At 69.5% G+C, this 25882-nt stretch carries 19 protein-coding genes and 2 pseudogenes; 12 read left to right on the top strand and 9 right to left on the bottom strand.

What is annotated here, in order from left to right:
* Positions 1 to 41 precede the first annotated feature (41 nt).
* The 7 genes from OG252_RS26065 to OG252_RS26035 all read left to right on the top strand — a co-directional run bounded on the left by OG252_RS26065 (position 42) and on the right by OG252_RS26035 (position 7249).
* Entirely contained in the window at positions 42 to 881 is an 840-nt protein-coding gene (locus OG252_RS26065) for a M24 family metallopeptidase (protein ID WP_266436759.1), read from the top strand.
* A complete protein-coding gene (locus OG252_RS26060; RefSeq protein ID WP_329339074.1) occupies positions 878 to 2638 on the top strand; it encodes an SDR family oxidoreductase in 1761 nt (586 codons plus the stop codon). The genes OG252_RS26065 and OG252_RS26060 overlap by 4 nt, the downstream gene beginning before the upstream one ends.
* Positions 2635 to 3504: a metal-dependent hydrolase gene (locus tag OG252_RS26055; RefSeq protein ID WP_329339072.1), complete on the top strand. Its 870-nt coding sequence runs from the start codon at positions 2635 to 2637 to the stop codon at positions 3502 to 3504. Before OG252_RS26060 ends, OG252_RS26055 begins: the two co-directional genes overlap by 4 nt.
* Positions 3505 to 3617: 113 nt before the next feature.
* Positions 3618 to 4532, top strand: a complete 915-nt coding sequence (locus tag OG252_RS26050) for a MerR family transcriptional regulator (RefSeq protein ID WP_329345195.1) — start codon at positions 3618 to 3620, stop codon at positions 4530 to 4532.
* Positions 4533 to 4654: 122 nt separating this feature from the next.
* The gene (locus tag OG252_RS26045; RefSeq protein ID WP_329339070.1) at positions 4655 to 5203 is read left to right on the top strand and encodes an RNA 2'-phosphotransferase; all 549 of its coding nucleotides are present in this window, start codon (positions 4655 to 4657) and stop codon (positions 5201 to 5203) included.
* Between the two features lie 150 nt (positions 5204 to 5353).
* Entirely contained in the window at positions 5354 to 6265 is a 912-nt protein-coding gene (locus tag OG252_RS26040) for an LLM class flavin-dependent oxidoreductase (protein WP_329339068.1), read from the top strand.
* Positions 6266 to 6376: 111 nt separating this feature from the next.
* Positions 6377 to 7249, top strand: a complete 873-nt coding sequence (locus tag OG252_RS26035) for a Cof-type HAD-IIB family hydrolase (RefSeq protein WP_329339065.1) — start codon at positions 6377 to 6379, stop codon at positions 7247 to 7249.
* A gap of 22 nt (positions 7250 to 7271) precedes the next feature.
* On the opposite strand, the gene OG252_RS26030 is transcribed toward OG252_RS26035, so the two are convergent.
* From OG252_RS26030 to hisC, 6 genes and pseudogenes are all read right to left on the bottom strand, one after another.
* Positions 7272 to 8345 carry a M23 family metallopeptidase gene (locus tag OG252_RS26030; RefSeq protein WP_329339063.1) on the bottom strand — a complete coding sequence of 358 codons (1074 nt, stop codon included), beginning with the start codon at positions 8343 to 8345 and terminating at the stop codon, positions 7272 to 7274.
* Between the two features lies 1 nt (position 8346).
* Positions 8347 to 8754, bottom strand: a pseudogene (locus tag OG252_RS26025) (hypothetical protein); the annotation flags it as partial.
* A gap of 156 nt (positions 8755 to 8910) precedes the next feature.
* Positions 8911 to 12411: a thiol reductant ABC exporter subunit CydD gene (gene cydD, locus OG252_RS26020; RefSeq protein WP_329339062.1), complete on the bottom strand. Its 3501-nt coding sequence runs from the start codon at positions 12409 to 12411 to the stop codon at positions 8911 to 8913.
* An 81-nt stretch (positions 12412 to 12492) separates the two neighbouring features.
* Complete coding sequence (cydB, locus tag OG252_RS26015) at positions 12493 to 13500, bottom strand: cytochrome d ubiquinol oxidase subunit II (protein WP_266436751.1); 1008 nt, start codon at positions 13498 to 13500, stop codon at positions 12493 to 12495.
* 20 nt (positions 13501 to 13520) lie between these two features.
* Positions 13521 to 15029 carry a cytochrome ubiquinol oxidase subunit I gene (locus OG252_RS26010; RefSeq protein ID WP_266436750.1) on the bottom strand — a complete coding sequence of 503 codons (1509 nt, stop codon included), beginning with the start codon at positions 15027 to 15029 and terminating at the stop codon, positions 13521 to 13523.
* A 271-nt stretch (positions 15030 to 15300) separates the two neighbouring features.
* On the bottom strand, positions 15301 to 16380 hold the full coding sequence (hisC, locus tag OG252_RS26005) for a histidinol-phosphate transaminase (protein ID WP_329339058.1): 1080 nt from the start codon (positions 16378 to 16380) through the stop codon (positions 15301 to 15303).
* Between the two features lie 418 nt (positions 16381 to 16798).
* Here hisC and OG252_RS26000 point away from each other — a divergent pair, with 418 nt between their 5' ends.
* The 3 genes from OG252_RS26000 to OG252_RS25990 all read left to right on the top strand — a co-directional run bounded on the left by OG252_RS26000 (position 16799) and on the right by OG252_RS25990 (position 20290).
* Positions 16799 to 17911 (top strand): LacI family DNA-binding transcriptional regulator, encoded by a 1113-nt coding sequence (locus tag OG252_RS26000; RefSeq protein ID WP_266436748.1) that lies wholly within the window; start codon positions 16799 to 16801, stop codon positions 17909 to 17911.
* A gap of 243 nt (positions 17912 to 18154) precedes the next feature.
* Positions 18155 to 19237, top strand: a complete 1083-nt coding sequence (locus OG252_RS25995) for a metallophosphoesterase (protein ID WP_266436747.1) — start codon at positions 18155 to 18157, stop codon at positions 19235 to 19237.
* Positions 19238 to 19429: 192 nt separating this feature from the next.
* Positions 19430 to 20290 carry a hypothetical protein gene (locus OG252_RS25990; protein WP_329339055.1) on the top strand — a complete coding sequence of 287 codons (861 nt, stop codon included), beginning with the start codon at positions 19430 to 19432 and terminating at the stop codon, positions 20288 to 20290.
* A gap of 99 nt (positions 20291 to 20389) precedes the next feature.
* Here OG252_RS25990 and OG252_RS25985 read toward each other — a convergent pair.
* Positions 20390 to 20521: pseudogene (locus OG252_RS25985) on the bottom strand (thiamine biosynthesis protein ThiC); the annotation flags it as partial.
* A 285-nt stretch (positions 20522 to 20806) separates the two neighbouring features.
* Between OG252_RS25985 and OG252_RS25980 the strand changes: the two are divergent.
* Positions 20807 to 21373 (top strand): hypothetical protein, encoded by a 567-nt coding sequence (locus tag OG252_RS25980; protein ID WP_329339053.1) that lies wholly within the window; start codon positions 20807 to 20809, stop codon positions 21371 to 21373.
* A 55-nt stretch (positions 21374 to 21428) separates the two neighbouring features.
* On the opposite strand, the gene thiC is transcribed toward OG252_RS25980, so the two are convergent.
* A complete protein-coding gene (gene thiC / locus OG252_RS25975) occupies positions 21429 to 23231 on the bottom strand; it encodes a phosphomethylpyrimidine synthase ThiC (RefSeq protein ID WP_329339051.1) in 1803 nt (600 codons plus the stop codon).
* Positions 23232 to 23655: 424 nt separating this feature from the next.
* Between thiC and OG252_RS25970 the strand changes: the two genes are divergently transcribed.
* On the top strand, positions 23656 to 25215 hold the full coding sequence (locus OG252_RS25970; RefSeq protein WP_329339049.1) for a YibE/F family protein: 1560 nt from the start codon (positions 23656 to 23658) through the stop codon (positions 25213 to 25215).
* A gap of 175 nt (positions 25216 to 25390) precedes the next feature.
* Here the strand turns inward: OG252_RS25970 and OG252_RS25965 are convergent, their stop codons facing one another.
* The gene (locus OG252_RS25965; protein WP_266436739.1) at positions 25391 to 25828 is read right to left on the bottom strand and encodes an SsgA family sporulation/cell division regulator; all 438 of its coding nucleotides are present in this window, start codon (positions 25826 to 25828) and stop codon (positions 25391 to 25393) included.
* Positions 25829 to 25882 lie beyond the last annotated feature (54 nt).

The raw sequence follows: 25882 nt of genomic DNA, 5'->3' as shown, positions 1-25882 counted from the left end.
GAGCACGTACCGCGATCGACGGGGACGGGTGGGCGTTGGGCATGACGACGGCAGCAGGTGAACTCGCCGCGGAACTGCGGGGGTTCAGGAAGGTGCAGCGCCTCGCCTACGAGTGTGCGGAAGCGGTCGCGGCGCAGCTGAAACCCGGCGTCACCGAGCGCGAGGCGGCCCGGATGCAGCGCACCTGGCTGCGCGAGCGGGGCGTGCGCGACTGGTTCCACCTGCCCTTCGCCTGGTTCGGCGACCGCACGGCGTTCGTGAACTTCCGGGTGCCGTTGCAGTTCTTCCCGACCGACCGCCCGCTGGAGCCGGGGATGCCGTTCATCCTGGACATGGCCCCGGTGTACGAGGGCTGCACCGCGGACATCGGGTACTCGGGCTCCCTGGGCGTCAACCCCGTGCAGAACCGGCTGATGGACGACCTGGAGGCGCACCGCGAGCTGATTCTGCGCGAAGTGCGCGAGCGGCGCCCGCTGCGGGAGATCTACGAGGACGTGGACCGCCTCATGGCCCGCCAGGGTTACGCCAACCGCCACCGCGCGTACCCCTTCGGCGTGATCGCGCACAAGGTGGACCGCGTGACGGAGCGCCGCTGGTCACCGCACGTCTTCGGGTTCGGCACCCGAGCCCTGAAGGGCCTGGCGGCCGACGCGCTGCACGGCCACCGGGAGGGCTGGTCTCCGCTGTGGTCGCCGTACCGCTTCTCCGACCACCCGCCGCAGCCGGGCCTGTGGGCGGTCGAACCGCACCTCGGCTTCCGGGGCACGGGCGCGAAGTTCGAGGAGATCCTGGTCGTCACCGACTCCGCGGACCCCGAGCAGAGCGCCTTCTGGCTGGACGACGATCTGCCGCACGTGCGGCGCTGGGCGGAGGACAAGTGACGTTGCCGACGGGTGTGCGGGAGCGCTGGGTGCGGACCGGCGGGGTCGAGCTGTGCGTCGCCGAACTGGGCGACCCCTCGGGGCCGACGGTCGTCCTGGTGCACGGCTATCCGGACAGCAAGGAGGTGTGGTCGGGGGTCGCGTCCCGGCTGGCCGAGCGCTTCCATGTGGTGTTGTACGACGTGCGCGGCCATGGTCGCTCCAGCGCACCGCGGCCGCTGCGCGGCGGGTTCACGCTGGAGAAGCTGACCGACGACTTCCTGGCCGTCGCGGACGCGGTCAGCCCGGACCGGCCGGTGCACCTGGTGGGGCACGACTGGGGCTCGGTACAGGCCTGGGAGTTCACCACCGTCCGGCGCACCGAGGGCCGGATCGCCTCCTTCACGTCCATGTCAGGGCCGTCCCTCGACCACTTCGGCCACTGGATCAACAAGCGCGTCAGGCGCCCCACCCCGCGCCGGGTCGGCCAGCTGCTGGGCCAGGGCGCCAAGTCCTGGTACGCGTACCTGCTGCAGACGCCCGTGCTGCCCGAGCTGGCCTGGCGCGGCCCTCTCGGCACGTACTGGCCGAGGATCCTGGAGCGCCTCGAGAAGGTCCCCGGCGGCGGATACCCGACGTCCTCGCTGCCGACGGACGCGGCGCATGGAGCGTGGCTGTACCGGGACAACGTTCGGACCCGGCTGCGCCGTCCTCGTACGGACGCGTACGCGCACGCGCCCGTGCAGCTCATCACGCCCCTGGGAGACGCGTTCCTCTCGGAGAACCTCTTCGACGACCTGGAGCGCTGGGTTCCGCAGCTGACCCGGCGCACGATCCCGGCCAGGCACTGGGTCCCCCGCTCCCGGCCCGACCAGTTGGCGGCCTGGATCTCGCAGTTCGTGACGTCCGTCGAGGGCGGCAGGCCTGATGCGGTGAAGGCGACCGGGAAGTACGCCGACCGGTTCGGCGGGCAGCTTGTGCTGGTCACCGGTGCGGGCAGCGGCATCGGTCGGGCCACGGCGTTCGCCTTCGCCGAGGCGGGCGCACGCGTGGTGGCCGTCGACCGGGACGCCGAGGCCGCCGTGCGCACCGCCGAGCTGTCCCGGCTGCTCGGTGCGCCCGAGTCCTGGGCGGAGACGGTCGACGTCTCCGACGAGCAGGCCATGGAGAAGCTCGCCGAGAAGGTCGCCGCCGAGTACGGCGTGGTGGACGTGCTGGTGAACAACGCCGGCATCGGCCTGTCCGGGTCCTTCTTCGACACCACTCCGGAGGACTGGAAGAAGGTCCTCGACATCAACCTGTGGGGTGTGATCCACGGCTGCCGGCTCTTCGGTAAACAGATGGCCGACCGCGCGCAGGGCGGCCACATCGTCAACACCGCGTCGGCGGCGGCGTACCAGCCCTCCAAGGCGCTGCCCGCCTACAGCGCCTCCAAGGCGGCCGTGCTGATGCTCAGCGAGTGCCTGCGCGCGGAGCTGGCAGGCCAGGGCATCGGCGTCACAGCCGTGTGCCCCGGCTTCGTCAACACCAACATCACCTCGACCGCGCGCTTCGCCGGGGTCGACGCCGCCGAGGAGAAGCGGCTCCAGAAGCGGACCGCCCGCCTGTACGGGCTGCGCAACTACCCGCCGGAGAAGGTCGCCGACGCGATCCTGCGGGCGGTGGCGCGGAACGAGGCGGTGGTCCCGGTGACGCCCGAGGCGCGCGGCGCCCACCTCATGTCCCGTTTCACGCCCAGGGTGCTGCGGGCGATCGCACGTCTGGAGCCTCCGCTGTGAGCGCGCGGATCACCCCGCGCAGGGTCTCCTTCGACTGGTCGCGCACGCCCCTGCACTGGATACCCGGCGAGCCGACCGCGACCCATGTGATCAATGTGCTGCACCTGTTGCTGCCGGCGGGGGAGCGGTGGTTCGTACGGGTCTTCAAGGAAGGTCTGCCGCTGGTCAGGGACCCCGAACTGCTGGCCGAGGTCAAGGGGTTCATGGGCCAGGAGGCCACGCACAGCGTCCAGCACGCGCACGTGCTGGACCATCTCAAGGCGCAGCGGCTCGACACCGCGGAGTTCACCCGGTACGTCGACTTCCTCTTCGAACGGCTGCTGGGCGAGCGCCCTCCGCTCGGCGCGCCGATACCCGAGCGGGAATGGCTGCGCTTCCGGCTGGCGGTCGTCGCGGCGATCGAGCAGTTCACGGCCGTCCTCGGCGACTGGGTGCTGGCCGCCGACGGCCTCGACCGGGCCCGCGCCGACGAGGTCATGCTGGATCTGCTGCGCTGGCACGGCGCCGAGGAGGTCGAACACCGCGCGGTCGCCTTCGACATGTACCAGCACTGCGGCGGCACCGGCACACCCCGGTACGCCCGCCGCATCGCGGGCATGGCGGTCACCGCACCGGCGATGCTGTACCTGTGGGTATGGGGCACGGCACATCTGATGCGCCACGACCCACAGCTCGCGGGCCGCCTGCGCTACTCCCTCACCAAGCACGAAAAGGCCGTACGCAAGGGCCTGCTGCCCGCTTGGCGGGAGCTGGGCGCGGCGATACCCCGCTACTTCCGGCGGTCCTACCACCCGTCGCAGGAGGGGTCGTTGAGCCGGGCGGTGGAGTACCTGAGGAGGTCGCCGGCGGCGAGGGCGGCCTCGTGACGGGTGGCGCCGGAGGTTCCGGTCCCCGAGCCGAGGACTCCGGGCAGCGGACCGAAGACTCCGGGCAGCGGACCGAGGATTCCGGGCGGCGGGCCGAGGCTCCCGCCTACCGGATCGAGGACCTGGCGCACCTCAGCGGCGCCACGGTCCGCACCATCCGTGCCTACCAGGACCGCGGGCTGCTCCCCCGCCCCGAGCGCCGCGGCCGCGCCAACGTCTACGCCGACGCCCACCTCGTGCGCCTGGGCCAGATCGCCGACCTCCTGGACCGCGGCTACACCCTGGCCTCCATCAAGGAGCTCCTGGAGGCGTGGGACGCGGGCCGGGGCTTGGGCGGGGTGCTCGGCCTGGTCGCCGAAGTGGATGGTCCATGGACCGACGAGGAGTCGGTACGGATCTCGCGCGCCGCGCTGGACGAGCGGTTCGGCGGCGTCCCCGACGACGCGGCGGTCGCCGAGGCCGTGCAGCTGGGCGTGCTGGAGCCGGTGGCCGGGGACGACAACTCCTTCCTCGTGCCGAGTCCCCAAGAGCTCGCGGTGGCCGCAGAGTTGCACGCGGCCGGGGTGCCGCTGTCCGCGATCTCCGCTCATCTGCGGGAGTTGAGAGGACGGGTCGAGAACATCGCTGTGCGTTTCCTGGAGTTCACGACCGAGCACGTCTTCGCCCGCTACCTGGACGGACCACACCACCCCACGGACGCGGACGCGGCAGAAGCGGCCTCCCTCGTACGACGGCTCCGGCCACTCGCACAACAGACCGTGGACGCGGAACTCGCCCGGGCGATGCGCTCGTTGGCGGTCCGGCATCTGAAGGACCACCTCACTACGGGCGACGTCCCGGCACCGGCCGAGCGGACGCATGACGTGGCGATCCCCGTGGAGACAATGCGGGCCGTCGAGAGGCTGGTTGGGACCGAGCAGGCGGCCGAGTTCATCGCTCTCGCCGCCGAACGGGAGGTACGGGCCCGGTCCTTGGACCGGCTCGCCGCAAGTCACGTGGCATCAGATGATCTTGGTGAAACGCCCTGAATCCAAGGGTGGTTGTCCACAGAATCGCCAATTCCCCTGTGGATAACTGTACTTGGCTGTGGATCAAACATCCGGAGCAAAATCATTCGCGTGATTCAGGTCTCGCCCGGCACCCTGGCCGGGTGGAAGAAGGACGCACCGTGAAGGTGTCCAAATATCTGTCCAAGCACCTGCGTCACCAGCCGGAGCGGATCGGGCTGATCCTCGACGACGCCGGCTGGGTGGAGATCGACACGCTGATCGCCGCAGCCGCCGCGCACGGCTTCCGGTTCACCCGCGAGGAACTCGGCCACGTGGTCGCCGCCAACGACAAGCAGCGCTTCGCGATCGACGGCACCCGGATCCGCGCCAGTCAGGGCCACAGCATCGACGTCGAACTCGGACTGCCCCCGGCGACCCCGCCGGCGCACCTCTACCACGGCACCGCGGCCCGTTCACTGGACGCGATCCGTGCCGAGGGCCTACGGCCCATGAACCGCCACGACGTGCACCTTTCCCCGGACCGGGAGACCGCGACCCGTGTCGGCGCCCGCCGCGGTCGTCCTGTCGTGCTGTCGGTGGACGCGGGCGCCATGCACCGCGACGGCCACGTTTTTCACGTCAGCGCGAACGGGGTGTGGCTGACGAAGGCGGTCCCGGCGCGGTATCTGCGGTTCCCGGAAGCTCATTGACGAGCGCGTGATCGGTGGCGTGGACCACTTGCCCATCACTGACGCCGCGGGCGTCGGCGTCACCACCTCATCCGTCGCTGAGCGGCCGGGGGTGATGACTGGCAGTGACTGTTTCACGTGAAACACGATCGGCCGCATACGCTCGGACGCATGAGTCTGCGCCTGAGCACCGTGATCCTCCCGTACCTCCGCTGGCACGAAGGCGGCCGTTCGGCATGGACACGTGCCGAACAGCTCGGCTTCCACACCGGCTATACGTACGACCACCTGTCCTGGCGGAGTTTCCGGGACGGGCCCTGGTTCGGTGCCGTGCCGACGCTGACCGCCGCCGCGGCCGCCACCGGCGATCTCCGCCTGGGCACACTGGTGACCTCGCCGAACTTCCGGCACCCGGTGACCCTCGCCAAGGAGCTGATCTCCCTCGACGACATCTCCGGCGGGCGGATGACGCTCGGCATCGGTGCGGGCGGCACCGGCTTCGACGCCACGGTGCTCGCGCAGGAGCCGTGGACGCCGCGTGAGCGCGCCGACCGCTTCGCCGAGTTCGTGCAGCTGCTGGACCGGCTGCTGGTCGAGGACGGCCCCAGCGGGGTCTCGTACGAGGGCGACTTCTACTCGGCGCACGAGGCCCGCAACATCCCGGGCTGTGTACAGCGCCCCCGGCTGCCCTTCGCGGTGGCCGCGACCGGGCCGCGCGGGCTCCGGCTCGCCGCGCGCTACGGGCAGGCGTGGGTGACCACCGGCGACCCCAAGCTGTACGAGAACGGCACTCCTGAACAGTCGGTTCAAGCCCTTCGCGGGCAGGCCGAGAAGCTCGCGGACGCGTGTGCCGAGATCGGCCGTGACGTGAGCTCGCTCGACAAGATCCTGCTCACCGGTTTCACCCCGGACCGCGGCCGTCCACTCCGGTCCCTGGACGCGTTCGTGGACTTCGCGGGGCGCCACCAGGAGCTGGGCTTCACCGAGATCGTGATCCACTGGCCCATCCCCGACTCCGACTTCGCGGCGGACGAGAAGATCTTCGAGCAGATCGCCATGGAGGCGCCCGCCCAGCTGCGCTGACCTGGGCAACCTGCCGTCTGCATCTCGTCTGTGCCACGTCCGTGCTTCATCTGTGCTTCATCTGTGCGGGCTCCCGCACTGGCGTGCGGGCATCTGCGGGAGAATGGCCGGGTGACCTCAGCGACTCGACAGCCCGAGACCCCGGCCGCCGCCCTCCCGCCCCGGCTGATCGCCACCGACCTCGACGGCACCCTGCTGCGCGACGACAAGTCGGTGTCCCCGCGCACGGTCGCGGCGCTCGCCGCCGCGGAGGAGGCGGGCATCGAGGTCTTCTTCGTCACCGGCCGCCCGGCCCGCTGGATGGACGTGGTCAGCGAGCACGTCCATGGTCACGGCCTGGCGATCTGCGGCAACGGCGCCGCGGTGGTGGACCTGCACGGCGGCCCCGGCGCCCACCGGTTCGTGAAGGTGCGCGAGCTGGCACGGGAGAACGCGCTGGACGCCGTGCGGCTGCTGCGTGACGCGGCGCCGGGCACCGTGTACGCGGTCGAGCAGACGTACGGCTTCTACCAGGAGCCGGACTATCCGAAGCTGCACATGGAGACCCCCGACTCGCTCGCGCCGGCCGAAGATCTGCTCGCGCCGGACGCCCCCGGTGCCGACGAGCCGGTGCTCAAGATCCTCGCCTATCACCCCTCCATCGACCCGGACGCCTTCCTCACTCTGGCCCGGCTCGCGATCGGCGACCGGGCCAATGTCACCCGCTCCAGCCCCAGCGCCCTGCTGGAGATCAGCGGCCCCGGCGTCTCCAAGGCCAGCACGCTCGCGCTGTGCTGTGCCGAGCGCGGCATCTCGAACGAGCAGGTCGTCGCCTTCGGGGACATGCCGAACGACGTCGAGATGCTCACGTGGGCGGGACGGTCGTACGCGATGGGCAACGCACACCCGGACGTGCTCGCGGCGGCTTCGGGACGGACGGTCGCCAACAACGAGGACGGGGTGGCGGTCGTGATCGAGCAATTGGTGGTGGAGCGGACCGGCTGAGACACCGGTCACGGTTCAACGGCTAGCCGAGGCTCACTCCGCGTGCCGACAGCCACGACGCCGGGTCCACCGCCGAGCCCATCTCCGGAGTGACCCGCACCTCGAAGTGCAGGTGCGGGCCGGTGGAGTTGCCGGTCGTGCCGGACTGCCCGACCCACTGCCCGGGGCTCACCCGCTCGCCCTGGTCGACGGTGACGGCGGCAAGATGGGCGTACTGCGTGTAGTAGCCGCCCGCGTGCTGGAGCACGACCTCGATGCCGAAGGGCCCTCCGCAGGACACCTTCACCACGTGCCCCTCGCCCACCGCCCGCACCGGCGTCCCGATCGGCACCGCGAAGTCCTGCCCGGTGTGCCGGTTCGCCCACCGCTCGCCGCCGCTGCCGAACCCCGCGGACAGCGCGTACGACTCCACGGGGGCGACCCAGGTTTTCATGGCTCCCGTCTTCGGCTGGTCCAGCCGGACGGCACCGCGACACGAACCGGCCGTGACGGAGGCATCGGCCTGGCCCTGCAACTGCCACCGTGCCTGGTCGAGCTTCGCCTCGATGTCCTTCTTCAGAGCGGCGAGTTCGCCGGTGTGCCGGTCCAGCTCCTGCCAGGCCGCCTCGGCCTTCGCCTCGTCAGCGGCGAGCCGTTGCTCGGCCCGGCGGCTCTTGTCGATCGCGTTGTTGACGGCGAGATCCGCCTGCCAGACGGCACGTTGACCACGCATCAGTTCGTCGGGGCTGTCCGCGAGGATCATCTGCGCGGTGATCGGAAGCCCACCGCCACTGCGGTACTGAGCGCGTGCGATCCGGCCCAGGTCCTCGTTCAGAACGGCGATCCCCCGCCGCTCCCGGTCCAGCAGCGCCTCGAAACGCACGGCCTGCGCCCGCTGCACCTCGGCCTCCCGTCTGCCGGCCTCGTACTGCTGGGTCGCCACTGCCGCGTCCTCGTACAGCCGGAGTACCTGTGCGTTGATCCCGGCATCGGCGGCGCTGTGCGTGTCCTCACCGTCGTCGACGGCCTCGGAGGTTCCCGTGGGCCGGGCCGCGAGCACGGCGAGCGCGCACAGCAGCGCCGGAACGAGCAGCGGATGACGGCGAGGTGAGCGCATGTCAGTGATCCTGGCCCGCGCGGCGGCCCAGGGCCCTGTTCAAGTCGTACAGCTGGGGGACAGGTTGACGCAGATGGGCTAGAACGGCGTGACTGCGAAGGGACTCGGTTGAGCTGTCGCCGCCGAGAGCCTCCGCGCGCCGTTCGAGGTTTCTCAGGCCACTGCGCCGGCCGTTCTGGGGGATGCCGACGCCGTCGTCCGACGGTCAGCCGGACTCCGGGCCGCCCCTCCGGCGGGGTCATGGTCGCGTCGAGGCTGACGTCGATCCGGTCCTCGCGCTGTGCGCTCTCCAGCCTCATCCGGTGACGAACAGCCGCTGGATAACCAGGTGTTGCAGGTCGCGGGCGATGCGGTCGCGGTCGCGGTCCACGTACACCGCGAGCCGTTCCCGGTCACGCGGGGCCTCGGCAGGGCCGCAGCGGTCTCACCGTTCCGGTCCAGCGCGGAATGCAGCTCCAGGCCGCTGCCCACGGACCGCATCGCCTCGAGCAGCTGCGGCAGCAGCGCGGGCAGCTCGGCCGACAGGCCATGGGTGGACGACGGAAGGGCCGGGGGCTCCGCGTTCCTACAGCACCCCCACCAGCAGATCCGTCTGCTCCTCCCGCTCCACCATCCCCCGCAACGGCCCCTCCGCCGCGGCCAGCTCCGCATACGAACCCCGCTGCACCACACGACCCGCGTCCAGGACGACCACCTCGTCCACCGCTTCCAGGCCGGCCAGCCGGTGGGTGATGAGCAACGTCGTACGACCCTCGGTGGCGGCCAGCAGATCGGCGGTGAGCGCGTCCGCCGTCGCCAGGTCGAGATGCTCGGCGGGCTCGTCGAGCACGAGGACGGGAAAGTCGGCCAGCAGTGCCCGGGCCAGCGCGAGCCGCTGCCGCTGCCCGCCGGACAGCCGCGCCCCGTGCTCGCCGACCAGCGTGTCGAGCCCGTCGGGCAGGCCGTCGGCCCAGTCAAGCAGCCGGGCCCGCTTCAGCGCGTCACGCAGGTCGTCCTCGGTGGCGTCCTTCCTGGCGAGCAACAGGTTCTCGCGCACCGAGCTGTCGAAGAGGTGCGCGTCCTGCGCGCACAGCCCGACGAGCCGCCGCACGTCGTCACCCTCCAGCGCGTACGCGTCCACGCCGCCCAGCGTGTATGAGCCCGCGTCCGCGTCCAGGAAGCGCAGCAGCACCTGCGCGAGCGTCGACTTGCCGGACCCGGACGGCCCGACCACGGCGATCCGGCGGCCCTCCTCCAGGGTCAGATCGAATCCGGCGAGCGCGTTCCGGTCCTGCCCGGCGTGACGGGCGGCGAGGCCCTTGACCGCGACCGGGAACGGCGACGCGGGCGCCTGCCGGGGCCGCTCCGGTTCCCGTACGGGCTCGGGTGCGTCCAGCACTTCGTACACGCGCTCCGCACTCCTGCGCACCCGCTGGCGGTACTGCACGGCAAGAGGCATGCCGAGTACGGCCTCGAAGGCGGCCAGCGGGGTGAGGACGACGACGGCCATCGCCACGCCGCCCAGCCTGCCGTCGACGACCGCTTGGGCGCCCACGAGGGCGGTGGCAGCGACGGTCAGACCGGAGAAGAGCGCGGTGAGTCCGTCGCCGAGCGCGGTGGCGGTGGCGGCGCGCGAGGCGATCCGGGTGAGCGTCCCGTCGGCCCGCCGCGCCTCGGCGGTACGTCCGGGCAGCGCTCCGGCGACGGTCAGCTCGGCGGTCCCGGTGAGCAGATCGGTCACCCGCGTGGCCAGCACGCCTCGGGCCGGGGCCAGCCTGCGCTCGGCCCGCCGGGCCACGGCACCGGTGATCAGCGGGACTCCCGCTCCGGCCGCCAGCAGTCCTACGGCGAGCACCGCGCCGGCCTCGGGCAGCAGCCAGGCCGTGAAGCCGACCGACGCGGCGGACACGACGACGGCGGCACCGGCGGGCAACAGCCAGCGCAGCCAGTAGTCCTGTAGCGCGTCCACATCGGCGACGAGCCGCGACAGCAGGTCACCCCGGCGGGTCTGCCGGAGCCCGGCGGGCGCCAGTCGCTCCAGTCGCCGGTACACGGCGACCCGGGTGTCGGCCAGCATCCGCAGCACGGCGTCGTGCGAGACGAGCCGCTCCGCGTACCGGAAGACGGCCCGCCCGATTCCGAAGGCCCGCGTCGCCGTCACGGCCACCATCAGATAGAGCACGGGCGGCTGCTGCGAAGCACGCGAGATGAGCCACCCGGAGGTGGCCATGAGCCCGACGGCGCTGCCGAGCGCGAGGCTCCCGAGCAGCAGGGCGAGCGCGAGACGCCCGCGTCGGGCCCCGGACATGGCACGGACGCGGGCCAGCACACCGCGGGTGTCCGCCGTCGGCGCCATCGTCTCGAGTGCGCCGGGAGCGGGAGCCGGTTCGACCTCGACCGTGCGGGCCTCGGCCGCCCTGGGCCCCGCCTCCGTGCAGGCCGGGCTCACAGGTTCAGCCAGCCGGACCACCCGGTCCGCCACCGACAGCAGCGCCGGCCGGTGCACCACCAGCAGGACCGTGCGGCCCACCGCCAGCCGCCGTACCGCCTCCACGACCTCGGCCTCGGTGGCCCCGTCCAGCGCTGCCGTCGGTTCGTCGAGCAGCAACACGGGGCGGTCGGCGAGGAACGCCCGAGCCAGCGCGAGCCGCTGCCGCTGCCCGGCGGACAGCCCGGCCCCGTCCTCACCGAGCTCGGTGTCGGCACCCTGGGGCAGCGCGTCCACGAACTCCAGCGCACCCGCATCCCCCAACGCCCGCCGTACGGCGGTGTCTTCGGCGTCGGGCCGGGAGAGGCGTACGTTCTCGGCGATCGTCCCGGCGAACAGGTGCGGCCGCTGCGGCACCCACGCGATCCGCGCCCGCCACTGCTCCAGGTCAACCTCGGCGAGATCGACTCCCCCGGCCAGAACCCGCCCCTCGTCGGGCCGCACGAAGCCCAGCAAGACGTTCAGCAGTGTCGACTTGCCTGCACCGCTCGGCCCGACGAGCGCGACCGTCTCCCCGGGCTGGACGGCGAAGGACACGTCCGCCACGGCGTCCCCGGACCTCCCGGGATAGCGGACCGTGACTCCCTCGAAGGACAGGCCCCCTGCCGGCACGGCAGCGGAGCCGGACTTCGGTACCGGTGTCTCCAGCACCGAGAAGATCTCCTCGGCGGCAGCGAGCCCCTCCGCCGCTGCGTGGTACTGCGCTCCCACCTGGCGCAGCGGCAGGTACGCCTCCGGTGCCAGCACGAGGATGACCAGACCGATGTACAGGTCCATGTCGCCGTGCACGAGCCGCATACCGATCGTCACGGCGACGAGTGCCACCGACAGCGTGGCGAGCAGTTCCAGCGCGAAGGAGGAGATGAAGGCGATCCGCAGCGTCCGCATGGTCGCCTGCCGGTACTCGCCGGTGATGCGCCGGATCGAATCGGCCTGCGCCTTGGCCCGCCCGAACACCTTCAGGGTCGGCAATCCGGCGACCACATCGAGAAAATGCCCGGAGAGCCGGGACAGAAGCTGCCACTGACGGTCCATCCGGGACTGTGTGGCCCAGCCGATCAACACCATGAAGAGGGGGATGAGCGGCAGGGTGCCGACGATGATGGCCGCGGAGACCCAGTCTTCGGTGACGATCCGCGCCAGCACGGCCACCGGCACGACGACGGCCAGCCCCAACTGCGGGAGATAGCGCGAGAAGTAGTCGTCGAGGGCGTCGACTCCCCTCGTGGCGAGGGCGACCAGCGATCCCGTCCGCTGCCCGCTCAGCCACCCGGGACCCAGCGCGACGGCACGCTCCAGCAGCCTCCCACGCAGCTCCGACTTCACCGCAGCGCTCGCTCGGTGCGCGGCCAGTTCGGCGAGCCAGGACACGAGCGCGCGGCCCAGAGCGACGGCTGTCAACAGCAGCAGGGGAGTCCTGAGCTCACCGACCGCCATGCCGTGCTGGAAGGCGCCCACCACCACTTCGGCGATGAGCATCGCCTGCGCGATGACGAGTCCCGCACCGACGATACCCAGACCGACGATCGCCACCAGGAAGAGCCGGGTGGCGCGGGCGTAACGGAGAAGACGCGGATCGATCGGTTTCACGTGAAACATGCCCTTCGGTCCAGGAGGTGTGGATCACCGTGTTTCACGTGAAACATCGCGAAACCACGGCGAACCACACCCCTGTCGGACTCAGTGAGCGGCTTCGGCGGCGATGTGCTGCGTACCGATCCGCTTGCGGAACACCCAGTAGGTCCAGCCCTGGTAGAGCATGACGATCGGTGCGGCGATCGCCGCACACCAGGTCATGATCTTCAGGGTGTAGGGACTCGACGAGGCGTTGGTGACCGTGAGGCTCCATTCCTCATTGAGCGAGGACGGCATGACGTTCGGGAAGAGCGTCAGGAAGAGCATCGCCACGGCGGCCACGATGGTGACGCCGGACAGTGCGAACGACCAACCCTCGCGCCCGACCTGGTTCGCCACGAGCGCGGCGACGAGCGCGGCCACCGCCACGACGAGCGCGACCAGGCTCTTGCCGTCACCGCCCTCGACCTGCGTCCACAGGAGGAAGACCAGTGCCAGCACAGCCGTGAGAAGACCGACTCCGGTCGCCAGCTTCCGCGCCCGCACCCGGATGTCGCCGACGGTTTTGAGTGCCGTGAACACCGCGCCGTGGAAGGTGAACAGCGTCAGCGTGACCAGGCCACCCAGGAGCGCGTACGGGTTGAGCAGGTCCCAGAAGGTCCCGACGTAGTCGAAGTTCTGATCGAGCTTCACACCCCGCACGATGTTGCCGAAGACCACTCCCCACAGGAACGCCGCGATCAGCGAGGTCCAGAAGATCGCGTGCTCCCAGTTGCGCTGCCAGTTCTCCTCGGGCCGCTTCACCCGGTATTCGAAGGCGACACCCCGGACGATCAGAGATACCAGGATGATCAACAGCGGCAGGTAGAAGCCGGAGAAGAGCGTGGCGTACCACTCGGGAAAGGCCGCGAACGTCGAGCCGGCGGCCGTGAGCAGCCACACCTCGTTGCCGTCCCAGACCGGGCCGATGGTGTTGATCAGCACCCGCCGCTCGGGCCGGTTGCGGGCGAGCACCTTGGTGAGGATGCCGACCCCGAAGTCGAAGCCTTCCAGGAAGAAGTACCCGGTCCATAGGAAGGCGATGAGGACGAACCAGACGTCGTGAAGTTCCATGACTGTGCAGCTCCCTCGGCCTAGTACGAGAAGGCCATCGGCTTGTCGGCGTCACGGGAGTCGCCGCCGATCTTCGTGGGCGGGTTGAGGTCGGCCTCGGTGAGCTCCGGCGGGCCGGCCTTGACGTACTTCGCGAGCAGCTTGACCTCGACGACCGCGAGGATGGCGTACAGGCTGGTGAAGACGATCATGGAGGTGATGACCTCGCCCTGGGAGACCGTGGGGGAGACCGCGTCCCGGGTCTTCAGGACGCCGTAGACCACCCACGGCTGACGGCCCATCTCGGTGAAGATCCAGCCCCAGGAGCTGGCGATCAGCGGAAAGGCCAGGGTCCAGATCGCGATGCGCCAGTACCACCGGGTGAGCGTCGGGCCGAGCGCCTTGTTCTTGAAGAGGACCACATGCGGCACCTCGTCCTCGCCGACCCGCAGGTGCTGGGGCAGCAGGAACTTCTTGCGGGTCAGCCAGAGTCCGGCCAGTCCGATGGCGAACGACGTCATGCCGAAGCCGATCATCCAGCGGAAGCCCCAGTAGGCGACCGGGATGTTGGGCCGGTAGTCGCCCGGACCGAACTTCTCCTGCTCGGCCTTGTTGACGTCGTTGATGCCCGGGACGTGCGAGGTGAAGTTGTCATTGGCCAGGAAGGACAGCAGTCCCGGAATCTCAATGGCGACCTTGTTGTGGCCGGCGTCGACATCCCCGTAGGCGAAGACGGAGAACGGCGCGGGCGCCTCGCCGTCCCACAGTGCTTCGGCTGCGGCCATCTTCATCGGCTGCTGCTCGAACATGATCTTGCCGAGAGTGTCACCGCTGACCGCGGTGAGCAGGCCACCGACGACAACGGTGACCAGACCGAGCCGCAGTGAGGTCTTCATCTCACGGATGTGCTTCTTGCGGACCAGGTGGAAGGCGGAGATGCCGACCATGAAGGCGCCGCCGGTGAGGAAGGCCGCGGTGAGCGTGTGGAAGGCCTGGGCCAACGCGGTGTTCTGGGTCAGAACCAGCCAGAAGTCGGTGAGCTCGGCCCGTCCCTTCGACTCGTTGATCTTGTAGCCGACCGGGTGCTGCATCCACGAGTTGGCCGCGAGGATGAAGTACGCCGACAGGATCGTGCCGATCGAGACCATCCACATGCAGGCCAGATGGATCTTCTTGGGCAGCTTGTCCCAGCCGAAGATCCACAGACCGATGAAGGTCGACTCGAAGAAGAAGGCGATCAGCGCCTCGAAGGCGAGTGGGGCGCCGAAGATGTCACCGACGAAGCGCGAGTAGTCGGACCAGTTCATGCCGAACTGGAACTCCTGAACGATGCCGGTGACGACACCCATCGCGATGTTGATCAGGAAGAGCTTGCCCCAGAACTTGGTGGCCTTGAGGTACTTCTCCTTCTCCGTGCGCACCCACGCGGTCTGCAGTCCGGCGGTGAGGGCCGCCAGCGAGATCGTCAGGGGAACGAACAGGAAGTGGTAGACGGTGGTGATGCCGAACTGCCAGCGCGCCAATGTCTCCGGCGCCAGAGCCAAGTCCACGTCGTCAGTCTCCTTACATCGCCGTGGTGCAGCGGCGGTCTGCCCCTTTTGTCACACACATCGTTGGAGCAACCGGGACACGCTTGTGAACGCGTTCACATTCACAAGCAATTATGCAGCATGCCCGTTCGAGACCGGAAAGGCGGGGGTCCCTAAGCCGGACCGAGGGTCCCCACCAGGGACGGACCGGTAGGCCCTGGCACGCGAAGGGCGTCTCGGTTCCACGTGAAACCGAGACGCCCAGCACCCGCCGCCCTGGGACAGGGCGGCTCTACAGCTCCTTGCGGAACCCTTCCGCCACCTTCAGGAAGATGTCGTTCGCCTCGTTCTCCCCGACCGTGACCCGGACACCCTCGCCCGGGAACGGCCGGATCACCACGCCCGCCTGCTCGCACGCCGCCGCGAACGCGACCGTGCTCTCCCCCAGCCGCAGCCACACGAAGTTGGCCTGGGTCTCGGGCACCGTCCAGCCCTGGGCGCGCAGCGCGTCGACCACCCGCGAGCGCTCGCACACCAGCGAGCCGACCCGGCCGAGCAGTGCGTCCTCGGCCTGCAGTGACGCGATCGCCGCGTCCTGTGCGATCTGGCTCACGCCGAAGGGCACGGCCGTCTTGCGCAGCGCCGCCGCCACGGGCTCGTGGGCGATCGCGAAGCCGACGCGAAGACCGGCCAGGCCGTACGCCTTGGAGAATGTGCGCAGCACGCAGACGTTCGGCCGCTTGCGGTACAGCTCCACGCCGTCCGGCACCTCGGCGTCGCGGATGAACTCGCGGTAGGCCTCGTCGAGCACGACCAGGACATCACCCGGCACCCGGTCGAGGAAACGCTCCAGCTCGGCCCGCCGTACCACCGTGCCCGTCGGGTTGTTGGGGTTGCAGACGAAGATCAGCCGGGTCCGGTCGGTGATCGCGTCAGCCATGGCGTCCAGGTCGTGCACATCACCCGGCGTCAACGGCACCTGTACCGAGGTGGCACCGCTGACCTGCGTGATGATCGGGTACGCCTCGAAGGACCGCCAGGCGTAGATCACCTCGTCGCCGGGGCCGGAGGTCGCCTGGACCAGCTGCTGGGCCACGCCGACCGAGCCGGTCCCGGTGGCCAGGTGGGACAGGGGGACGGCGAAGCGCTCGGACAGCTCGTTCATCAGGCCCGTGCACGCCATGTCCGGGTAGCGGTTGAACGACGAGGCCGCGGCCGTCACGGTCTCCATCACGCCGGGCAGCGGCGGATAGGGGTTCTCGTTGGAGGACAGCTTGTAGGCGACCGGGCCTCCGGCCGCGGCGGGCCTGCCCGGCTTGTAGGTGGGGATTCCCTCCAGCTCGGCGCGCAGCTTGGGGCTCGTCTCGCTCACCGCAGTCCTCCTCGCGACCACCGGCGGCTCATCACCACCGCCGGCTTCCAATACTCCTCACCCTATGAGGATTCGGCGCGGCTGCGTACAGGTCGGATCCGACCTCGTCCGCCACACCTGCATCAGGAGCATCACCGCCCGAAGGTGCACGAAATCCGGGGGCGCTGTCACATATATCTATGCGCCGGTGGCTCACGCCGTGGCGCGCATCCCTCATAGAGGTGAGTTGAGACCTCTTCGAAACATGGGCCACTTGGCAGGCTTCCATGGGTCGACAAGTCACGTCCTGACATTGGAGGTGTCAACTACCTTGCTTTCCAAGGCAGTTGACACCCGATGACCTTGCAGAAACGTGCCTGTCAAGGCGTGCATATGCGTCCGCCCTACCCCACCGCATGAGCCCTACTATCGGCTCGCCATGACAGCAGCAGGGAAGCACCAGGTGAGCCGCGCGGAAACCTCACGTCGGGGAAGCCGGCCGGGCCGGGCAGGCATCAGAGACGTCGCCGCCGCCGCCGGAGTATCCATCACAACCGTCTCCGACGCCCTCAACGGGAAGGGCAGGCTCCCGGACGCCACCCGACGGCATGTCCGCGAGGTCGCCGACCGGTTGGGCTACCGCCCGTCGGCCGCCGCCCGCACACTCCGTACCGGCAAGTCGGGACTGATCGGTCTGACCGTGACGACGTACGGGGATGAACCTTTCACCTTCACCGAGTTCGCGTACTTCGCCGAAATGGCACGCGCCGCCACCTCGGCCGCGCTGGCCCGCGGCTACGCCCTCGTCATCCTCCCCGCGACCTCCCGCCACGACGTGTGGTCGAATGTCGCCCTGGACGGCACGGTCGTCATCGACCCGTCCGACCAGGACCCGGTCGTCAGCGAACTGGTCCGGCAGGGTTTACCGGTCGTCTCCGACGGCCGCCCGGCCGGCACGCTTCCGGTCACCGCCTGGGTCGACAACGACCACGAGGCCGCCGTACTCGGCATCCTCGACCATCTGGCCGACGCCGGCGCCCGCCGCATCGGCCTACTGACGGGCACGACGACGGACACGTACACCCACCTGTCGACCACCGCGTACCTGCGCTGGTGCGAGCGCGTCGGCCAGGATCCGGTGTACGAGGCCTACCCGGCGCACGATCCGTGCGCGGGCGCCGTCGCCGCCGACCGGCTGCTCGCCCGCCCCGACCGGCCCGACGCCGTCTACGGACTGTTCGACCCGAACGGCACCGACCTGCTCGCCGCCGCCCGCCGCTACGGGCTGCGCGTACCGGACGACCTGCTTCTGGTCTGCTGCAGCGAGTCCACCGTGTACGCCAGTACCGAGCCGCCCATCACCACGCTCTCTCTGAAGCCGCGCCGCATCGGCACCGCGGTGGTCCAGCTCCTCATCGATGCCATCGAGGGGGTCAACTCGGACCAACCGGTCGAGCAGGTGATACCGACCGAACTGATCGTGCGTACCTCGTCCCAGCGACGTCCTCAGCGGACGACCGTCAGTCCGCCGCGGTCGCCCGAGGAGAAGTAGCGCGAGGCGGGTCGGAGCGGGAAAGCGCGTTCCCCGGGGCGGGGCAAGGGCGACGGCCGGGAGGTCGAAGCCCTGCCCAATCGGGGCGAAAGCCGCGATGAACTGGAGTCTTGCTCCGATTCACCACCCCTGGGTCATCACATGGCGCGATCCGCATTCCTATGATGGGCCCACGACACCGCGGGCCGCTGCGACCAGGCAGTCCGAATCGGTGCAGATGCGGCGTGATGGTGGAGGGGTCTGATGACTCAGGGGGCCGGTCAGGGACCCGAAGTGGAGCGGGCGGCGACGTTGCGCGACTTCCGGGTGCCCGCATACGTCCACGGGACCGGGCCCTACCCCCCTGACGCGCCCGCCGACGAGGCCGTCCGCACGGTGGAGGAGCCGGTCGACCACCCCGACGGGTACACGCCGACCGAGCGCGACCTGCCGGTCATCAACCGGGGCGACACGCTCCAGGTGCACATCGACCCCGCGGCCGCGCCGGATCCTCAGCCGACGACCGGCCCCGGGCCGCTGTACGTCGTCGGAGACGTGCACGGGTATCTCGAGGAGCTGGTGGCAGCCCTCCAGGAGAAGGGCCTGGTCGACTCCGTGGGGAACTGGTGCGCGGGCACCGCCCGGCTCTGGTTCCTCGGCGACTTCACCGACCGCGGGCCCGACGGCATCGGCGTCATCGACCTCGTGATGCGGCTGTCCGCCGAGGCCGCCGCGGCCGGCGGCTACTGCAAGGCCCTCATGGGCAACCACGAGCTGCTGCTGCTCGGCGCCAAGCGGTTCGGCGACACTCCCGTCAACTCCGGCGCGGGCACCGCCACCTTCCAGGCCGCCTGGCTGCTCAACGGCGGCCAGAAGAGCGACATGGACCGCCTCCAGGACCACCACCTGCAGTGGATGGCACGCCTCGACGCCATCGAGGCGGTCGACGGCCATCTGCTCGTCCACTCCGACACCACCGCGTATCTCGACTACGGCCGCTCCATCGAAGAGGTCAACGACACCGTCCGCGAGACGATCACGCGCAACGACGCGGACGAGGTGTGGGATCTGTTCCGCAAGTTCACCAAGCGCTTCTCCTTCCGCGACGAGGGCGGCGCCGACGCCGTACGCTCCCTGCTCGATACGTACGGTGGCACCCGCATCGTTCACGGTCACAGCCCCATTCCGTACCTCCTCGGCGAGGTCGGCTCCGAAGAGGGCGAGGACCCGGCCACGCCGCTGGTCGAGGGACCGCACGTCTACGCCGACGGACTCGCCATCGCGATGGACGGCGGAGTGACCATGGCCGGAAAGCTGCTGGTCCAGCAACTTCCCCTGGATATCTGAAGGTTCACAGGGCAGGCGTCTCCCATGCCGGACTGATCGACGACGGTGCTGGCCAGAGGGCATTTTCGGTAAACCCCCTGTCACGGCGTGCCTTCATCGCTCTACCATCGGCTTATCCGTAGCAGGCTCCCCTCCGTTTCTGCCCGACGGCTCGTCAGCGTGCGAGCCCCAAGCCCTACGGAGCATCGGGGGATGCACATGAACAGCGTTCCGCAGCACCTGCTGAGCGAGGACCGCCAGGAATACGAGCGGATCCTCGACGAGGCGCTGCGCTCCGCCCCACACCGTCCTGAACTGGCCGCTGTTGGTCAGCGGCTCAACCCGGAACAGCTGCGCACCATGGCGCTCAACGCCACCGCAATCATCACGGCGGCCGCGACGACCGAGTACCAGCACTATGTGAAGGTCCGCGAGGAACTGCGCCAACCGGCGCCGTCCACCCCGTCGTCCAGGCGCGAATCCGGCTCCGCGGAGCCGGGCACGAGCACGATGGGGCTCGCCACCACCATGGGTGAGGTCGCCGAGGCCGGCGCGGGCGCCGTCGCCGTCGTCGCGGTCCTGGCACCCGTCCTCGCCGGAACGGCCGCGGCGATCTTTCTGCTCGTGGGCTACATCCTGAAGATGCTCGACCCCGAGCCGGCGTTCGCCCAGACCATGCTCACCACCGGCTGGGTGTTCGGCGCGATGACCGCGGCCGGGATCCTCGTCGCCGCCGTCGGACTGCTGCTCACCGCGCTGCGCAATCGGCCCTCGCTCGAAGCCGGGTCGTACGGCGTGATGAGCGAGGAGGTGGCGCGGGCCAAGGAAGCCTGGCGCGAGGCCCTTTTGGAGCGCGGCATCCTGCCGTTCCTCCGGGAGGCTCTCGCCGACCCCGGCAGCGCCGCACTGCACCGTGCGACACCACCGGCACGAACCAGCCGAATGCCACACCTCGGCTACGACCGCCCGGGCTTCAGCAGCCCGGACGACGGCGCCCCGGGCTCGCGACCCAGCTTCACGAGCCCGGACTACACCAGCCCGGACTTCGGGGGGCCGGAACACCAGCCGGAGTAGCCGGAGCAGCCCCTCGGCTTGCGCCCCCGCCCAGGGGAGCGCAAGCCGAAGACTCTGCTGCGGTCCGGTCGTTGCCGAACTGCGGTGGGTACGGTGCTGTCAGTCCGCGAGGGGCAGGTACACGCGGTTGCCCGCCGCGGCGAACTCCTTGGACTTCTGCGCCATGCCTTCCTCGATCTCGTCCTGACTCCCGCCGTGCCGGCGGCGGATGTCCTGGGAGATCTTCATCGATGGAAGGATCAGCCCGGAGTCGGCCGACACCGAACCTCGCTCCCCGATGCGTGATCGGATACCCCCTGGCTACCGCATGTCGGAATCACTAGCGTCGGCTTTCTCATCCACACCTGTCCGGGGGGACTCATGCAAGCGCGCACGACACGGCTGACGACAAGAGCCGTAGCAACTGTCATCGGGGGGTTCCTCGCGTCAGGGTGTGCCCCGACGCAGGAGCCGAAGGCCGCTGCTGACGCCTCGTCCACGACGCCTTCGGCCAAGGCCGCGGTGACACCCCTGACGATGGCTCAACTCAAGGACCTCGCCTTCAAGGACGGAGAGGTCCCGCAAGCCCACGAGCCCATCGAGGTGAAGGAACCCCTGCCGCAAGGAAGTGGACGCTCCTTCCCGCCCATATCCGTACCTGCTTGCCAGCCACTCATCGACATCCGCAACGGCGAGGGGTCATTAGCTCACGTCTTCCAGAGATTCAACTGGAAGGAGAACATCATGGGCGGCAACTCGACACTCGCCTCCTATGAAGAGGACGAGGCCGAACAGCGCTTCGCGGAACTCAAGGAGGCCCTCGCCACCTGCCGGTCCTACGAGGGTGAGGGCTACGTCGGACCGTTCAAGGCGACGGTGGCCTCGGAGACACCGCCGCAGGTCGGCGAAGAGGCAGTGGCCTTCCGGGAGATCGTTCCCATGGGGCCGGAGCAACCCGGAGACCGCAACGAGCAGTTCATCGTGGTCCGTACGGGGAACACCATCGCCACGTTCTCCGAACTCAGCATGGGCGCAAGCCGCTCGTTCCCCACCGAGCTGATCAGTCGGCAGGTGGAACGGCTACGGAACGCGCAGCGACCCTGAGCACCGGCGAAAAGGCTGGCCGACGTCGTAGCCGCCGGCCAGCCTTCTGCCCAGGTCAGTCCACGAACGGCAGGTACACCCTGTTCCCGCTCGCCGCGAACTCCTTCGACTTCTGCAGCATCCCCTCAGCGACCTCCTCAGCCGTCGCATCCGCAGCCGCTGTACCGCCGAACTGCTTTGTGATGCTTTGGCTAATCTTCATCGAGCAGAACTTCGGCCCGCACATCGAGCAGAAGTGTGCCGTCTTGGCAGGCTCGGCCGGCAGTGTCTCGTCGTGGAACTCACGTGCCGTGTCCGGGTCGAGGGCGAGGTTGAACTGGTCCTCCCACCGGAACTCGAAGCGGGCGTCCGACAGCGCGTCGTCCCACTCCTGCGCACCTGGGTGCCCCTTGGCGAGGTCGGCTGCGTGGGCGGCGATCTTGTAGGTGATGACGCCGGTCTTGACGTCGTCACGATTGGGCAGGCCCAAGTGCTCCTTGGGCGTGACATAGCAGAGCATGGCCGTGCCCCACCAGGCGATCATCGCGGCACCGATGCCGGAGGTGATGTGGTCGTACGCCGGCGCGACGTCCGTCGTCAGCGGGCCGAGCGTATAGAACGGAGCTTCATCACAGATCTCCTGCTGAAGGTCGATGTTCTCCTTGATCTTGTGCATCGGGACATGTCCCGGGCCCTCGATCATGGTCTGAACATTGAAACGCTTCGCGATCCGGTTGAGTTCCCCGAGCGTGCGCAACTCCGCGAACTGCGCCTCGTCGTTGGCGTCCGCGATCGAGCCCGGCCTGAGGCCGTCGCCGAGCGAGTACGTGACGTCGTAGGACGCGAGGATCTCGCAGAGCTCCTCGAAGTTCTCGTACAGGAAGCTCTCCTTGTGGTGCGCGAGGCACCACGCGGCCATGATCGAACCGCCGCGGGAGACGATGCCGGTCTTGCGGTTCGCGGTCAGCGGTACGTACGGCAGGCGCACGCCCGCGTGGACCGTCATGTAGTCCACGCCCTGCTCGGCCTGTTCGACGACCGTGTCCTTGTAGATCTCCCAGGTCAACTCCTCGGCCCTGCCGTCGACCTTTTCCAGGGCCTGGTAGAGCGGGACCGTGCCGATGGGGACGGGGGAGTTGCGCAGCACCCACTCGCGGGTGGTGTGGATGTTGCGGCCGGTGGACAGGTCCATGACCGTGTCGGCGCCCCAGCGGGTCGCCCAGGTCATCTTCTCGACCTCCTCCTCGATGGAGGACGTCACCGCGGAGTTGCCGATGTTGGCGTTGACCTTCACCAGGAACCGCTTGCCGATGATCATCGGCTCGATCTCCGGGTGGTTGACATTGGCCGGCAGCACGGCCCGGCCCGCCGCGATCTCCTCCCGTACGACTTCGGGCGAAACGTTCTCCCGGACGGCCACGAACTCCATCTCGGGAGTGATGTCCCCCTGGCGGGCGTACGCGAGTTGTGTGACCGCGCCCCCGTCGCGGCTGCGGCGCGGCAGGCGCGGCCGTCCAGGGAAGACCGCGTCGAGGTTGCGCAGGCCGCCTCGCGGTGAGGTGTGCTTGATCCCGTCGTCCTCGGGACGGGCGGGACGGCCCGCGTACTCCGCGGTGTCACCGCGGGCGATGATCCAGTTCTCCCGCAGCGGCGCCAGGCCCCTGCGGACGTCGGTCTCGGTGAGTGGATCGGTGTACGGGCCCGACGTGTCGTACAGCGTGACCGACTGCCCGTTGGTGAGGTGCACCTGACGGACCGGCACCCGCAGGTCGGGGCGTGAGCCCTCGACGTACGCCTTGTGCCAGCCGATGGACTTCCCGCTCTCCTCGCTGAGCTCGTTCTGCGTGGAGGCAGGCGTGCGTGCGTCCCTGTTGGTCATGAGACCTACTCCCTACGCCGGCATTACCCGGTAACAGGTTCGGCGGTCGACGCAGCGGCTTCCGTCTGCCGATGCTTCGTGTGAAACATCACTCGCTTGTGGCGATGTTTCATGTGAAACATGACTGGGACGGAGGTCAGCGCCCTCTCAGCCCGGTGCTCCGAGCTCCCGCGTGTACAAAGGTGCCTCCACGCTAGCGTCAATTCGGGCGCGCTGAACAGAGGGCCCCTGTCGTTCTTGCGATGATCGGTCGGTGACCACGACACAGCAGTTCCCGTTTCCGCCCTCCGAGCCGCCCCGCAGGCCGGGTGGCGGGAACGGCAACGGAGACGACGGCGGACGTGGAGACGCCCGTGGCGAGAGCCCTGGTGGCGGCGGAGCCGGCCACGGAGGCGGCCATGATTTCTTCGGCGCCAGGGGCGACATGCGTGGCCATCGCGCCGAAGCCGCTGACGGGCAAGGTGGCGGTCATGGGCCTGGCTACGGCGAAGGGCCCGGTCAGGGCTCCGGTGGTGGTCATGGGTCGGGTGGCGGTCACGGGTCCGGTGGTGGTCACGGTCACGGCGACAACGGTTCCGGTGGCGGGCAGGGGCATGACGGTCCCGGTTCCGACGGCGGGCACGGGCACTCGCACAGCCACAGTCATGGGCCGGCAGCGCCCGTCTCCAAGCATCTGCGCAAGGTCATCGCGGCCATCCTGATCCCGTTCGCCGCGGCCGTCCTGGTCGGGCTCGCGGTGCTGTGGCCCGGTGGTGCCCCGGGGCACGAGCGCACGGGCGTCGGCTTCGACCGGCAGACCCAGCAGGCCACGGTCACCGAGGTCGAGAGCGTGAGCTGCTCCTCGGTGAACGCCTCGGGGGAGACCCCGACCGGCGACACCTCCACCGCCGAGGGCTCGTCCGCGCAGCAGCAGGCGAACGGCACCTGCAAGAGGGCGACGATCCGGGTCGACACCGGCAAGGACAAGGGGCGTACCTTCACGGAGATCGTCCAGCCGGACCAGTCACGGCAGTTGCACGAGGGCGAGAAGGTCGTGGTCGCCTACGAGCCCTCTGCGCCGAGGGACCTGCAGTACTCGGTCACCGACATCAACCGTCGGCTCCCGATGGCGCTGCTTGCCGGCATCTTCGCGCTCGCCGTCGTGGCCGTGGGCCGACTGCGGGGCGTCATGGCCCTGATCGCGCTGGCCATCAGTTTCATGGTGCTGAACTTCTTTGTCCTGCCCGCGATCCTGCAGGGTTCGAATCCGCTGGTCGTGGCCGTGGTCGGGTCGAGCGCCATCATGCTGATCGCCCTGTATCTGTGCCATGGCCTGTCGGCCCGTACGTCCGTCGCGGTGCTCGGCACACTGATCTCGCTGCTGCTGATCGGCGTACTCGGCTCGCTGTTCATCGGCTGGGCCGCACTCACCGGCAACACGGACGACAACACCGGTCTGATCCACGGTCTGTACCCGTCGATCGACATGAGCGGTCTGCTGCTCGCCGGAGTCATCATCGGTTCGCTCGGTGTCCTAGACGACGTGACGGTCACCCAGACGTCGGCGGTCTGGGAACTGCACGAGGCCAATCCGACGATGGGCTGGCGCGGGCTGTACCGCGCCGGCATACGGATCGGGCGTGACCACATCGCATCGGTCGTCAACACGCTCGTCCTCGCCTACGCGGGCGCCGCGCTGCCGCTGCTCCTGCTGTTCTCGATCGCGCAGAGCAGTGTGGGCACGGTGGCCAACAGCGAACTGGTCGCGGAGGAGATCGTGCGCACGCTGGTGGGCTCGATCGGCCTGGTCGCCTCGGTACCCGTCACCACGGCTCTCGCGGCCCTGGTGGTCTCGGCCGACCGGACGGGGATGGGGGGCGCGGTGACGACGAGGGCTCCCGGGTCGTCCGGGGCCCCTACAGCCCCCGGGGCAACGGAAGCGGCAACGACCGGTGCCCGACCGGCTCCGGCACGCGGCGGGAAGGGACGGCGGCGCAGGCGCTGAGACGGGAGAGCCGTCCAGCCTGGCCGACATCGCCGACATCGCCGACCCGGCCACACCTGCCGACCCTGCCATCAACCCGTGCCGCCAATGACACATCACGCCCGCATGCAGAAGCGTTCCTGCACACCCCCACCCCCGAGAGTGAAGCGATCCGCCGCTTCCCCGCCGAAACGCTTCAGCCCGCGCTCTGCTCCTCCGCCAGGATGCGGTCCAGCGCCTCGTCGAGGTGGGCGTCGAAGTCGGCGTGCGCGCCTTCCTGGCCCAGCGGCACCAGCTTGTCGGTGCGGTCGAGGAAGGCGATGAGGGGCGCCGTGGATGAGCGGAACAGCGCCTGGTCGCTGCCGACCTGAAGCCGGATCAGTACGTCACCCAGTGAGTCGGGCTCGGCGGGTGAGACGCGCACGTCCCCGTCCCCGCACGGCCGTCCCACCCCGTCGATCAGCAGCTCGCGACCGAAGGCCCAGGTCACCGGGGCATCGCCCGGCAGATGGAAGGTCAGCCGGATGGCATAGGGATCGCAGGTCTCGTAGCGCAGCTCCACCGGAATTCGGAAGGAGAGCTCCTCGGAGACGAGAAAGCTCATCATGACCTCTGCCTGCACGAACTCGCGCATCGCCTACCCCGTCACTTGACGTCGACTGGCTGGGAACCATCCCTCTGACACTGA

Source organism: Streptomyces sp. NBC_01352, from assembly GCF_036237295.1.
In the GTDB taxonomy this organism is placed as follows: Bacteria; Actinomycetota; Actinomycetes; order Streptomycetales; family Streptomycetaceae; genus Streptomyces; species Streptomyces plumbiresistens.
Note: the sequence above shows the minus strand (reverse complement) of the source record. Positions and strands in the feature narration are given on the sequence as shown.